The 12,418-nt window shown below is 60.0% G+C and carries 17 protein-coding genes; 7 read left to right on the top strand and 10 right to left on the bottom strand.

Annotated elements, in window-relative coordinates:
• Nucleotides 1-200: 200 nt before the first annotated feature.
• Complete coding sequence (locus tag NKI20_RS25620) at nt 201-395, bottom strand: DUF2934 domain-containing protein (RefSeq protein WP_352486737.1); 195 nt, start codon at nt 393-395, stop codon at nt 201-203.
• A 299-nt stretch (nt 396-694) separates the two neighbouring features.
• On the opposite strand from NKI20_RS25620, the gene NKI20_RS25615 reads away from it, so the two are divergent.
• Together NKI20_RS25615 and NKI20_RS25610 are read left to right on the top strand one after the other, a co-directional pair.
• Nucleotides 695-955, top strand: a complete 261-nt coding sequence (locus NKI20_RS25615; RefSeq protein ID WP_023757855.1) for a hypothetical protein — start codon at nt 695-697, stop codon at nt 953-955.
• 125 nt (nt 956-1,080) lie between these two features.
• Nucleotides 1,081-1,794 carry an MgtC/SapB family protein gene (locus NKI20_RS25610; RefSeq protein WP_352835537.1) on the top strand — a complete coding sequence of 238 codons (714 nt, stop codon included), beginning with the start codon at nt 1,081-1,083 and terminating at the stop codon, nt 1,792-1,794.
• 36 nt (nt 1,795-1,830) lie between these two features.
• Here NKI20_RS25610 and NKI20_RS25605 read toward each other — a convergent pair whose 3' ends face one another.
• From NKI20_RS25605 to NKI20_RS25595, 3 genes are all read right to left on the bottom strand, one after another.
• Nucleotides 1,831-3,117 carry an Nramp family divalent metal transporter gene (locus tag NKI20_RS25605; protein ID WP_502898157.1) on the bottom strand — a complete coding sequence of 429 codons (1,287 nt, stop codon included), beginning with the start codon at nt 3,115-3,117 and terminating at the stop codon, nt 1,831-1,833.
• Nucleotides 3,118-3,205: 88 nt separating this feature from the next.
• Nucleotides 3,206-3,370, bottom strand: a complete 165-nt coding sequence (locus tag NKI20_RS25600) for a DUF3309 family protein (RefSeq protein WP_023757858.1) — start codon at nt 3,368-3,370, stop codon at nt 3,206-3,208.
• 162 nt (nt 3,371-3,532) lie between these two features.
• Nucleotides 3,533-4,150: a flavodoxin family protein gene (locus NKI20_RS25595; protein ID WP_352835534.1), complete on the bottom strand. Its 618-nt coding sequence runs from the start codon at nt 4,148-4,150 to the stop codon at nt 3,533-3,535.
• A 135-nt stretch (nt 4,151-4,285) separates the two neighbouring features.
• On the opposite strand from NKI20_RS25595, the gene NKI20_RS25590 reads away from it, so the two are divergent.
• Nucleotides 4,286-4,519 carry a hypothetical protein gene (locus NKI20_RS25590; protein WP_352835531.1) on the top strand — a complete coding sequence of 78 codons (234 nt, stop codon included), beginning with the start codon at nt 4,286-4,288 and terminating at the stop codon, nt 4,517-4,519.
• A 594-nt stretch (nt 4,520-5,113) separates the two neighbouring features.
• Here NKI20_RS25590 and NKI20_RS25585 read toward each other — a convergent pair.
• Entirely contained in the window at nt 5,114-5,722 is a 609-nt protein-coding gene (locus NKI20_RS25585) for an alpha-ketoglutarate-dependent dioxygenase AlkB (protein ID WP_352835553.1), read from the bottom strand.
• Between the two features lie 373 nt (nt 5,723-6,095).
• Between NKI20_RS25585 and NKI20_RS25580 the strand changes: the two genes are divergently transcribed.
• Entirely contained in the window at nt 6,096-6,533 is a 438-nt protein-coding gene (locus NKI20_RS25580; RefSeq protein ID WP_023757864.1) for a GFA family protein, read from the top strand.
• 54 nt (nt 6,534-6,587) lie between these two features.
• The gene (locus NKI20_RS25575) at nt 6,588-6,827 is read left to right on the top strand and encodes a KTSC domain-containing protein (RefSeq protein WP_502898156.1); all 240 of its coding nucleotides are present in this window, start codon (nt 6,588-6,590) and stop codon (nt 6,825-6,827) included.
• Between the two features lie 25 nt (nt 6,828-6,852).
• Here NKI20_RS25575 and NKI20_RS25570 read toward each other — a convergent pair whose 3' ends face one another.
• Nucleotides 6,853-7,740, bottom strand: coding sequence for an isocitrate lyase/PEP mutase family protein (locus NKI20_RS25570; RefSeq protein ID WP_352835528.1), 888 nt, complete (start codon nt 7,738-7,740; stop codon nt 6,853-6,855).
• A gap of 105 nt (nt 7,741-7,845) precedes the next feature.
• On the opposite strand from NKI20_RS25570, the gene NKI20_RS25565 reads away from it, so the two are divergent.
• Together NKI20_RS25565 and NKI20_RS25560 are read left to right on the top strand one after the other, a co-directional pair.
• Nucleotides 7,846-8,238 carry a hypothetical protein gene (locus NKI20_RS25565; protein WP_352835525.1) on the top strand — a complete coding sequence of 131 codons (393 nt, stop codon included), beginning with the start codon at nt 7,846-7,848 and terminating at the stop codon, nt 8,236-8,238.
• A gap of 14 nt (nt 8,239-8,252) precedes the next feature.
• Nucleotides 8,253-8,417: a hypothetical protein gene (locus tag NKI20_RS25560; RefSeq protein WP_352608237.1), complete on the top strand. Its 165-nt coding sequence runs from the start codon at nt 8,253-8,255 to the stop codon at nt 8,415-8,417.
• A gap of 119 nt (nt 8,418-8,536) precedes the next feature.
• Here the strand turns inward: NKI20_RS25560 and NKI20_RS25555 are convergent, their stop codons facing one another.
• The 4 genes from NKI20_RS25555 to NKI20_RS25540 form a co-directional block, all read right to left on the bottom strand.
• Nucleotides 8,537-9,001, bottom strand: a complete 465-nt coding sequence (locus NKI20_RS25555; RefSeq protein ID WP_352835521.1) for a DUF2231 domain-containing protein — start codon at nt 8,999-9,001, stop codon at nt 8,537-8,539.
• Between the two features lie 205 nt (nt 9,002-9,206).
• Nucleotides 9,207-10,457, bottom strand: a complete 1,251-nt coding sequence (locus NKI20_RS25550) for an NAD(P)/FAD-dependent oxidoreductase (protein WP_352835518.1) — start codon at nt 10,455-10,457, stop codon at nt 9,207-9,209.
• Nucleotides 10,458-10,459: 2 nt separating this feature from the next.
• Nucleotides 10,460-11,170: a class I SAM-dependent methyltransferase gene (locus NKI20_RS25545; protein WP_352835516.1), complete on the bottom strand. Its 711-nt coding sequence runs from the start codon at nt 11,168-11,170 to the stop codon at nt 10,460-10,462.
• The gene (locus tag NKI20_RS25540; protein WP_352835513.1) at nt 11,167-12,234 is read right to left on the bottom strand and encodes a type III polyketide synthase; all 1,068 of its coding nucleotides are present in this window, start codon (nt 12,232-12,234) and stop codon (nt 11,167-11,169) included. The genes NKI20_RS25545 and NKI20_RS25540 overlap by 4 nt, the downstream gene beginning before the upstream one ends.
• Nucleotides 12,235-12,418 lie beyond the last annotated feature (184 nt).

Raw genomic sequence — 12,418 nt, 5'->3', positions numbered from 1 at the left:
CTCCTTGCCCAGCATGAAGGTTGAATCAGATTTGCACGCCTAAGGGAATCCCACGCCGATTCAGCCTCAATTCATTCCGCTCTAGAGCAGCAGCAAACACCAGAAGCGACAAGGATTTCTTCATCGAAATCTCCTCTGGCTGTTATCGACAAACGAGGCTCGGCGAATTTGGTTGCCTTGGCGGGCGCTCGGGCCAGCCTTCAGTCCTTCGAGCTTTTTGAGCCGGCGCCGACTGTCGGATCAGGCACTGCGGGGCCGCGTTCAGTCTCCGGACCTTCTCCCTCTATCTCCTGTACGGCTTGATCCCAGTGCTCCTGCTCGCGCCCAGTCGGACGGCCCTCGCGCTCCCAGATTTCATAGGCGCGCCGTTTGATGCGCTCTTCCCTGTTGTCCATGACATTCGATCCTCCAATCTATCAATCTCAATTCGGGACGATATTTTTTGTTCCTCTCTGCCGGGGAGAGAGCCACTGCGGGCGCTGCGTTTCAAACAAGACGCATGTGGATTGCGTGCACAAGCACTTGGTTATTGCCGTACCGACGTTTTTTCGTGACATGCCAGCGCTGACGGTTTTATGTATCCGGCTGTTGATCTGCGCTCTGTACCCTAGCCTCCGCCATCGGCTGATGGGCAGTGCCCTGATCGCCGCGGATCGAAAGACGTGACTGTCATTTCGAGATCAAGGTGACGCCCATGCGGGAATTGCCGAAAGACATCGACGCCGACGTGGTGATCGAAATCAGCCACCTCCTGGACGACAGTCCGCTTTTCGTCCCCGTCAGGGTTCATGAACTTGCAGCCAGGGTAAGGCAGAAGGTGAAGACAGGTTTGCCGGATCTCTCGATCGAAGAACTGATCGTGGAAATGGCCTCCGTCCGCCGCTTGGCCATGGCGTTCGATCTGCCTGGATCGGAAAATGTGGTGCAGATTCCGGTTCGCCATCCGCGTCCCTAAATCCATTGCTCGCTGGGCTGACCCGGCGCCGTTATCTCATCTGCCAATTGATCGCGCGGCTTGCCGGCAACACGGGGTCTGGAACCTAACGTGCGACCGCGGATTGAGTGCCCACGAGGGTTCGAATGCAGGTCATTGCGATGCCCATTAGTCCGGATTGGCAAGATATAGCCGCACGGTTGGTTTTCACTGTGCTTGCCGGCGCGCTGATAGGATTGGATCGCGAAGCGCGCGGCCACGCGGCAGGGCTGCGGACAACCATTCTGGTCGGTCTGGCCGCCGCTCTCACAATGTCTCAGGCAAATCTGCTGCTGGGAGTCGTCGGCAAAACTCCCGGTTCCTTTGCCTCCATGGACGTGTTGCGCTTTCCGCTTGGCGTGCTGACCGGTGTCGGCTTTATCGGCGGCGGCGCCATCCTTCGCCGCGGCAACCTTGTCAGCGGGGTCACGACGGCCGCCACATTGTGGGTGATGACTGCGATCGGGCTGGCGTTCGGCGGCGGTCAGTACGGTTTGGGGTTGGCTGGGACGGCGCTGACCTTGTTGACACTTCTCGTGCTGAAATGGATCGACGTGCGCATTCCCCGCGACCATCACGCCGAACTCTATATCGCCTGGAGGGAGGGAAAGACGGGCGATCTCGGCGAACTCGTCAAGCCGCTGCGTTACCGGGCACGCTTGGTTGGCATGGAGCGCCCGGATAACCAGGATCCTGTCTTCTCATTTGAAATCGCCTGGACGCGACCGGACCGTGCCGGCCCGCCGACAGATTTGCTTTCGCTCTTGGACCAGCACTGCGAAGTCAAGAAATTCAGTCTCGTCAGCGAGCCGGCGCACTGACCACATTGCGATTGTCCTGCCTAACATGAATACCTGCTAATAGAACAATTGGAAAATCATGACCGCGGCCGCCAGCGCCATGATGCCTGTCGCTGCCCAGCCCACCAGGCGCATGGCCAATGGGACAACGGCATTCCCCATCACATCGCGTCGCGCCGTCATCAGCATCATCACCACCATCACCGGGACCGCGACCACCCCATTGACCACCGCGCTCCAGTAGAGGGCTTTGATCGGATTGACAGGCGTAAAGTCGAGACACGCACCAAGGAGCGTCGCCAGGGCGATCGCCGCGTAGAACGCTTTCGCCTGCAGCGGCTTGCGCTCCAGCCCGATCGGCCATTTGCGCGCCTCGCCAAGCGCATAACCAGCCGACCCGGCAAGGACCGGAATTGCCAGGAGCCCGGTTCCGATGATGCCGAGGGCAAAAATCATCGACGCGAACTGGCCGGCGACGGGCTTCAGCGCTTCCGCGGCCTGGCTCGAGGATGTTATGTCGGTGATGCCCCTGACATGCAGTGTTGCGCCTGCGGTGATTATGATGGCAAGGGCCACCAGATTCGAGAATGCCATTCCAACATAAGTATCCAGCCGGATGCGCTTGATGGCGTGGGTTAACCGCCGCGGTGCCTTTTTCAGAGGCTTGCGTCGACTGGCTTTTTCTTCTTCAACCTCCTGCGAGGCTTGCCAGAAGAACAGATAAGGGCTGATGGTAGTGCCGAAAATGGCCACGACCGTGGTCCAGAATTGCGGGTCTGGCGACAATGTCGGGACGAATAGTCCGCGCGCGACTTCTCCCCATGGCACGTGCACGAACAGGATCGTACCGAAATAGGCAAACAGCGAAACGGTCAGCCATTTCAGGATCGAAACGTAGCTGCTGTACTTTAGAAATATCTCAAGAACCACTGATATGCCCGCAAAAAGCGCGACGTAGAGGAGTTGCGGACCGCCAACGATAAGCCGCAACGCATCGGCCATGGCACCAAGGTCGGCGCCGATGTTGATGGTGTTGGCGATGAGAAGAAGACAAACAATCGCTTGCAGAAGCCAGTTTGGATAGTAGACCCGCATGTTGCCGGCAATGCCCCGGCCGGTGGTCCGGCCAATGCGCGCACTGATTTCCTGAACGACCGACATCAGCGGATAACTGAACAACATCGTCCATGCCAGTCCGTAGCCAAGTTGCGCGCCGGCCTGTGAATAGGTGGCAATGCCGCTCGGATCATCGTCGGAGGCTCCGGTTATCAAGCCCGGCCCGAAGACGGTGAGAAGCCGCGATTTTGGCGCCCTCACCCCACCGGAAGCATTGGCGTTCAGCACTCTCTCCTTCGCTGTCGTTTTACGTCAGGCATTACAAAGCCCGCCGCTCGCTCAGAAGCGACAAGCCGAACATTCGGGTCAGGTGACGCTAAATGCGCCCGAGCACGACCAGAATAATAACGATAAGCAGCACCAGACCGAGGCCGCCGCCACCATAATAGCCGGTGCCGTAGAATGGCCCGCCGCCAAGTCCACTAAAGCCGCCAAGCAATGCAAGAATTAGAATGATGATGAGGATGGTGCCGAGACTCATGACGTTTCCTCTCCGTCTCCTTTTTGCAGCTTCCCGCCGTCCGAAGCCACCGGCGGCCGCCTGCTGAGGATATGAACTCGCCACAAGCCTTCCAGTTCCCGGGCGGGGTCCACTGGCTCTGACATGTCGGTCATCGGCAGTTTCAACATGCCGTGACCAAACTCATCCCGTGACGCCTGGATAGCCTTGGCCTTTCAACAATCCAGCAAGGTGGGCGGCGTTGGAAGCAGCCATTTCGATAGTGCCAGAGACCTTTTCCGGTGTTTCCGGCAAGTCGACATAGTTGACATCTTCCATGGCTTCGCCGACCCAATAGACCCCGCTGTTGGCGGGAATGGTGAAGCCGACGTCGTTCAATGCTTGAAAACATTCCGCGTGGCAGTGGTGCGCCCCATCCTCGTTGCCGACGATGGCCACCAAAGCTACCTTTCCTGCTGCCGGCATGCGCCCTTTGTCATCGGTCTCCTCCAAAAACGCATCCATTCGCTCCAGAACGCGCTTGGCGATGCTCGAGGGCTGGCCGAGCCAGATTGGCAGGCCGAGCACGAAGATGTCGGCCGCCATAATTTTCTTCCTGAGTTCCGGCCAATCATCGCCCTTGCCCAGATCGGAAAGCACACCTGGCTTGATATCCTGGTCGACAGAACGGACGATTTCGCCTTTGACGCCGTATGGCACCAGCGCCGCCAGAACATCGGCAAGCAGCCGGTCCGTCGAGGATTTCTCTCTGTCATTCGAAGCTTTAAGCGAGCAATTGAGGGCGAAGGCTGTAAGTGGCATGTGAGATCTCCTGCATTGTCCCAGCCAGCTGCAATCGCCGCGACTGCCACGCGGCGGCGCGTTTATGCAACTCGTTGCGGGATCGCTTGGCATTTAACGCCAAGGGTAAATCCTTGTTCCGCGGACGGACACGGCATGCAGACCGTTGGCCGGCTGCGGAGCCATGTCTTTTCCCGTCGCGCGAATTCCTCTTTTTTCGCCATCCGGGGTGACGCGGACTTCGGGTCGATCGACGACTATCTCGAGGGTTTGATGCTGTCAGGCGCGAAGAACCTGCATGGCCAGGTGATCACCAATTGCGGTGAGTTTCTGCCTATCGAGGCGCCGGAGCCATTCGTGAAAGCGCTGACGGATTTTGCACCGAGATAGATGAAGCAATCGGGCTTCACGCGACGATATATTAGCAAACAATGGAACTTAGGCTTTCCTTGAGTGTTGAGGTCGCAGTCGCCTTACTCCAGCGACGGGAAAGCCATCGCGTCGGCTTTTCGGACTATGCCCCACCGGCCCAGCGCCGGCGGGGCTTTTCGTAGGGGAACTCAAGACCAGAATGACTTGGTGCTTTAGCGTGGTACGGTGCGAAGCGCCGATATGAAAAGCATCAGCAACGCCAAGGCATTGAGCCCGGCGGCGATTGCATGCGAATATTCCCACTGGCGCCGGAGCAGCTCCCAGTTTTCGGGCAAGATGGTCCAATTCCGCGTTGCCTGGTTGGCTGGATAGGTCAGCGTCCGATGAAACAGGCGTTAGCAACCGCCATCGGCATCTGGTGGATCGCGCCTGGCGACCACCATCATTGACTGTGAACTGGCCATCGGATTCTTCACCTTGCTGAAAGCTGGACTTCTGCTTCAAACAAACTTGCGGTTGGGATGTTCCCAGGAACGGCTCGCGTTCAAGGAGTCGTGATGATCCGACCGCGTCGCAAGGCCCCGCGATTCTGAAAAGCCAGTGCGCGAGGCATCAGGGATTTCGAGGGCGCAATGTCCGCAAGGTGATTGAATAACGGTGCTCCGCAAGCGGTGGGATGCTGTGCTCCCATTCCGTGCGCGATGGACCGGTCATGAGATAGGCCGACCTTGGCTCGACGACGATGGTCCGTCGATCCCATCTGGTGCCATTCTTTCGCCGGAGGCGGAAACTGCACGGCGCCAGCAGCGAAACGCCGGCCACATCTTCGAAGTGTGGCTTGTCGCGATGCCAGCCGATACCAGCGCCATGCTGGTACTCGTTGACCAACACCTGCTCGAAAGCTTCGGCAGGCCGGCCTGCAAAGGCCGCGACCTTCTTGCGCAGAGGCAGTAGAAAATCAGGTATCGCGGGCGCCTCCAAGACTTCACGCCGGTCGTAATCGTAGCGCAAGCCGAAACCGATGACACGCCGGTTTGCCAGATGGCCATGAAAATCAAATGCCTGGAATGGCAGGATTTGCAGTTGCCGGGCGAGTTCGGTTTCTTCTTCCGGCGTGATCAAGTCGGGCTGATAGAAAAATCCCTGCGGATGATCGTCGGCAGCATCGAAGAGATCGGCTTGGCGCACGGAATCGGTAGTCCTGGTTTTCAGCGACGACATGTCCTTAGATGGTGAAACGAATCCATCCCGCAACCTCCAGATTGTTTCCAACACCATTCATCCGGGTAGTCAGCGGTTTGGGCTACGTCGATCCTCGCGGTTCCCGGCGGTGTCGGCGCGCACTCCGAGCGACGTCACCTGTGTTGTCCAGTGGAACAGAGCGGCCGCAAGACGGTTGAGTTTTCTACCAAGCTGGAGTTGGCGTGCTTGGAACCAACTTCGGGTTCACCGGTTCGAAGACCGTCCATCGGAGTTTCCTTGACCATGCCCAATGCAACAGAACGCCCAATCGATGCGCTGAGCGCTGGCGCCCGAGGATTCGCAGTATCACCACCGCCCTCCCATCGGACTCCAGCAGCGACCAGGTCTCCCAATGCCGAGACTTGAGACCGGCGCCTGTTTCTGCGGAGGGGTTGTCGCCGTCATGCACGGTGAGCCTTTCTGGATATGCTACGATCATGATGACGATTGCCGGCGGGCCATTGGAAGTCCGCTTACGGTCTGGGTTGGCTATCGGCCCGAGCAATTCCGGCTGCTCAAGGGAACGCCGAAAACCTTTTCGAGGACTCGCGGCGTCGTAAGGACATTCTGCCCGGACTGCGGGACCTCGATAGGCTACAGCGATGACGGCCTGCCGAATGAGCTTTATCTGACAATCGGCTTCTTCGATAATCCCGAACGTTTCCGGCCCCAGGCACATGCCTATTGGGACCTGCGACTGCCTTGGGTCGATGTTGACGACGACCTGCCGCGCATCGATCAGTATTCGAGAAAGCGCAATGCGGAATTCGGCAATCCGCGTGACAGATAGCAGAGTATCATCTCCCGCCGTGGAACCGGACAATCCTGAGGGGGGTTTGTCCGAGTGACAACGGGTGCCGACATGCCGTCGACTGTGATCCGCGAAACGAGCTACGACCCCACGACCAGGATCCTTTCCGTCTGGTTTGTGCCGAGTGGTATTCGCTATGATTACGAGGACGTGCCCCCGGCAACCTACGCCGCTTTCAGAAAGGCGTCATCCAAAGGCCGCTTCTTCAATGAATTCATTCGCGACCGGCACAAACATCACCGGTTTGTGAAACGGGAGGCAGGCGGGAAATGAAGTGCTTTAAGGGGCTTTGCGGGGGTCACTGTCCGGACAGCTTTTGCTTGATCTTCTTTATCATGCCGTCGTGAGGTTGACCCATGAAACGGTTCTCGATGCCGGCCCATTCTGATATGCGAACGATGTCCTCAAAGCTGGCGAGGTCGACGCTTGCTTCCGGCGCCAGCGGCTTGCCTTGCCGCAAATCGTCGAGCGCCTGCTGCACGGCATGGACAGCGCGGAACAAAAGCGTCGTCGGATAAAGGATCATGTCGTAGCCCATTTCATGCAATTCGGCAGGCGATTGCCAAGGCGTCTGGCCGCCACGCTCCAGGATGCTTGTGGCCAGTGGAACGTCCCTAAACGCCTCGCCGACCTGTGTCAGTTCCTCCACGCTGGTCGGCCCCTCGACGTAAACACCGTCGGCGCCGGCATCGAGGTAGCGCTTGCCGCGCTCTATCGCGTCGCGCAGCCCGTGCGGTTGCCGCGCATCGGTGCGGGCAAGCAGGAAGAAATCCGGGTCGTCGCGTGCCGCGACGGCGGCGCGAATCTTTTCCTCCATGAATTCCGACGCAACGACCTCCTTGCCTGGCATGTGGCCGCAGCGTTTTGGTGGCTTCTGGTCCTCGATGAACAGGGCCGAGGCACCGATCGCCTCGTAGCTCCTGACAGTGCGCGTCACATTCTTGACATCGCCATAGCCGTCGTCGCCGTCGATCAGCACCGGCAGGTCGGAAGCTTCGACGATTTCGCGCGCCCTGGCGTGCTTTTCACCGAACTGTTCGAGATCGATGTCAGGCACCGCGTGCATGGCCGCGACCATGGCGAAGCCACCGATCTGATAGGCCGGGAACCCGGCGCGCTCGATCAACCGGGCCGTCAGCGCGTCACCGGCCGACGGCAACACCAGCGGCGCGTTATGATCAATCATCGATTTCCAGGACGGACGCCGGACCATTTTCGAACCTCCGGTCGGAAACGCGATCGATAGATCGAGGTTCCAGGAGCTTTGGCGAACAAAGGACTTCAGCCGGAGTTGGCAGTTCTCAAGGCGCCCGATTTCATTGGGCTCGTGCATGCGGTAGGCGGCAAAGGGCGGCGCTTCACGTCAGTGAACGACCTTGCGGTCTTGCCGGATGCACTTGCTGGCGCCGATGCGGTTGGCGGTTTGCATCTGTTTGAGATCACCATCAACGGTGATGTAGAATTGGCTGTCTCCAACGAAATCGCCGAGCACCTTCGCTGCTGTTCGACCGACTTTCGAGACATTGCGAGCGCCGTTGGCGGCGTGAATGGTCGGTGGAAATCAAATCCGCAACCGACTTGTGAGAAGTCTCGGGGGAACCTCCCCGTCGTCCCGCCGTTGTGCCGTATCGAGGCCAACGAAATGCTGGCAAAGCCGATTGGGCTGGAATCGCGAGTGCAATAGGAGTTCGAGAATCTATGCCTACCAAGAAACCGAAGATCGAAAGCAAGGACAAGAAGGCATTGCGCCTGGCGGAGACGACCGACGTTTCGCCGAAACAGGCCAAGGACCTCATGCAAAAGCATGGCAAGGACAGTTCGAAGGTTGAAAAGGAAGCCAAGAACTTCAAGGCGGAAGGATAGCCGCCTCAGAAGGAAGTAACGCACTCCCACCGTCCAGTCCTAACGCCTCCATCTGCCTGCGGACATTTCCCAACTGCGCCTTCGGAGAGTTCGAACAGGTACCTTGGCTACGCGCCGGTTCAGCGCAACTCGTTCGACCCGTCAGCGACGCCCACGCGATGCCGATAGACCATCTCCCATCCCTTCCAGCCTGTGAACAGCAGGATGAGAACCACTATCAACGAGAGGATCAGGCCGGTGGGAACCACAGCCGCCGCGCCATGCTCGTATCGGGAGTACCAGTTGTAAAGTTCGATCAGGACGACAAGTACATTTCCACCTGCATGAAGCCATGCCGTTGTAAGATTGCGAATTTGAACATCGCCCAAGACATCCGTGAGGCCGGCAAGGGCTGCCAGGGCGGCCATTATCAGGCCCGCTCCAAGGAGCCAAAGCGTACCGGTGACCCAGCCCGGGTTAGCGGTTCGCCAGAAGATCAGGTCGCAAACCAAGGTGGCAACAAAAAACGCGATCGGGAAAGGAATCAACATGGGATGGATGGGATGGCCGGAGACGCTGGCTGTGCTGCGCGGGTTGTGGGTCATTATGATGCCTCCAACAGACGTCGCGCCGACGCGTCCACGCCGGCGGCAGTGCATGTCCAAGATGGCGCGCATAGAGAACCAATCCCCGTCTATGCCGGCTAGGGGGCCTAACCCGAAACCACAGGCAGAACGCTGGCTGCTACGGAATGTTCCATAACCCGGCCCGCTCAATGCCACGAACGCAAGCGAAGCGCCGCAGCGCGGATCATCCAAGACCGGGGATCGCCCTGGTCTTGCCGCTCATGTGGGCGCCCAGTGTCAGCGCTTGCGGGAAACTGCGGACAGCCGCACCCATCAATGCTGCGCCGCCGGGACAGAGGGCCGTTCGGGCAATGGCTGCAGCTGCGTAGACCCGAGTCGAAAACAGTCTCTTCCAGGCCGCTTGGTAGCGTCTGCCGGCAGCTTCGCGGCCCGCCCGGCCGCTTGACGCGCCGGCGAGTTCGGCGGCCAGCAGCCAGCTGGACTGAAGTGCCATCGAGATGCCTTCGGCGATGATCGGATGAGACTCCCCTGCGGCATTGCCGACGCGGAAGATATCCTTTTCATAGCAGGCGCGGATGCCAGGCCGGATCGGGCCGGCTGCTAGCCACGGACCGTCGAGGCACGCCCCGCCAAGAGCATCGCTCACACCTCGGCAAGAAGCCATGAGATGGCGAAAGACCGCCTCGGCGGCCGACGGATGGCCGTCCTGCCGGGGCCTATCAGGTTCGGAGACATGGTTCATGCGCAGCCGCGCGAGCACGTCACGCCTTATGCAGCAAGAGATCGACATGCGGCCATGATCGGCCAGGACCATGCCGCCATAGCCGCCGGGAAATATCAGCAGAGGCATCAGATCAGACGCGAGCGATGCCCCGGTGAAATGCGCCTTGAAGCCGAGCAGGTCAGACGGGTGGCTGGCCTTGTTGAGCTGGCTTGGCAGCGGTCCCGGTTCCCAGGAACCATGCGCGGCGACGACCACCTGGGCCCGCAAGACTGTCGTTCCGTCCCCGGAATTCTCGTCTTTTGCCTGAATTCGCACGGCTTGCATCTCGCCATCCTGATCAATGGCGACGGGGCGAAAAGGCTGAAAGATTTCGGCGCCCGCCGATCGCGCCGCTTGCAGCAGCAAATGGTCCAGCATGTCCCGGCCGAGCGCCCGGCCGAAGGCGCCTTCTACAGGAGGCCCATATTTTGCACCCGGCATCGGCGCCTCGATGCAAGTCGCTCCGGAAAAGAAGCCGACGCGGCGGATTTCGGGGCCGGCATTTGCGCGCCAGGCATCGCCGACCTCCAGTCGGTCGAGAAGCGCCAGATTGCTTGCCGAGATGTATTCGCCACACACCTTGCGGCGCGGGAACATTTTCTTTTCCACGATCGCGACGGACCACCCGCGCCGGGCGAGCAGCAAAGCCAGCGAAGTGCCTGCCGGGCCGGCCCCGATGACAATCGCATCGTGGGTGGATGGTCGCCTCATGATCATCTCGATCGTGCACTGGCGCCGGCGAAGATGTGCGAGAACGGACCGGCACGCCGCTCCTCGAGTGGCCTGCCGCCGGCCGCAAGCCAGAGGTCGGAAAGCTCCTTACCACGAAAGCCGGCACGCACGCTCTGAGCCGCGTCATGTCGCGTGACGTCGTTGGCGCCGATCGCCGGGAGAAGGCGGGTCGCGGCCAGAGGGAACCTTGCCCTCAGCGGTTCCGTCGCCAGGAGCAGCGGGGCTTTCCACGCCAGCAGTAAAAACAGACGCACGAGCTCGACGTCATCGAAATGATGCAGGAAGAGATTGACGGTGATCGCGTCGAACCATTCGCCCCCGTACCCTTCGGCCCAGTCGAAGACGTCGGCGGTGACGACTTCAGCGCTCCATCCCAACCTGTTGAATTCGGCGAGGAGTCCGGGACCAGCGAGATTGACGCGGTCGAGCAGCGTCAGCTCTACCTCGGGCCAGTGCCGTGCCATTCGCTGCGCGAGCTTGAGCATGAAGGTGCCGTCGCCGGCGCCGATCTCCAATATGCGGCGCGGTGGTCGTGGCACGAATTTCCTGAGCAAAGACGCCATGATCGGCGCTTGAAACATCAACGCATTGATCCAACGGAGGTCGCGGCGCGAGGCCAGCGCCCGCGGGTCGCCGGCCGCAAGTCCGTCGAGGATTTCCGGGACGAGGCTGCGGTGACTGAGCGCGTTCATGACACGGTTCGAAAAAGCATGGTTTCGGCCGTCAGTCCGGGCCCGAACGACATTCCGCAGCCGAGCAGTCCGGATGGAGCCTTCAGCATTTCTTCCATCACGAACATCACCGTCGCCGACGACATGTTGCCATATCGGCGCAGCACCTCGCGCGACGGCGTCAGCGCGGCGGGCTCGAGTTTCAGCGCCCTCTCGACGGCATCGAGAACCGAACGTCCGCCCGGGTGCACGGCCCAGAGGTCGATCGCGTCCGGTGGCCGGCCGCCGAGAAAGGCATCATGATTGCTCCGCAACACCTCTTGGATCGCCGTCGGAACTTGGCCGGAAAGAACCATGTCAAAGCCATGGTCGCGAATATCCCATCTCATCAGGTCGCGCCGCTCATCCGCTACCATGCAATGAAAGCTGTCGAGTTCAAGGCCGGGCGGCTCGGCGGTGACAAGAGTTGCCGCGCAGCCATCGCCCCAGAGGCAGAACGACAGCAGCTTTTCCAGTTCGGGGCTTTCCCTGAGATGCAAAGTACAGAGCTCGATATTGACCAGCAGGACCCTGGCCCGCGGATCTGACCTGACGATGTGGCGGGCAAGCTTCAGGCCGTTGATCGCCGCGTAACAGCCCATGAACCCGATCATCGTGCGTTCGATGCCGTCCGGGAGGCCGCAGCGTTTGACCAGATCCAAGTCGATGCCGGGCGCGGAGAATCCGGTGCAGGTGGTGACGATGAGATGGGTGATACGCGACGCGTCGTCGCCAAGGTGCAGCCCGTCGACGGCTTTTTGCGCCAGCACAGGAGCGGCTTCGCCAAACATCGCCATTCTCATGGCAGTTCCCGGGAACGCGCCGCGAACGAAGGTTCCGCCAAGGTCGGCGGATGGCCCTTCCGGGTCGAGAGCAGGTGCAAAGCAGGAATAGCGGCTCTCGATGCCGGCAAGGCCGGCCATCCGTTCGAAAATTCTCCGGTGACGGACGGCGATCATGGAGGCCGCGAACCGCAGATAGAACCTGTGAACCTCATATTCGGGAACCGCTGTCGCAATTCGGTTGATATAGGCGTTAGCGGGCATTTCCGTCTCCCAGGGCGCCGCACGCTGCATGGCGCGGATGCCCGAGTGATCTTTGCTGAATGGCGCCAGTGTTAGGGGCGCATGGCTTGAGCGTTGTTCCATGAACGCTTCATGGAGCCGATTTCATCCCGGGCCGCCGCACCGCCACGGGACATCATATTGGTTCTCGCAATCGGGAACCGCG

It is taken from the genome of Mesorhizobium sp. M0830 (assembly GCF_040319965.1).
In the GTDB taxonomy this organism is placed as follows: Bacteria; Pseudomonadota; Alphaproteobacteria; order Rhizobiales; family Rhizobiaceae; genus Mesorhizobium.
This window is presented reverse-complemented; position numbering and strand designations above follow the sequence as displayed.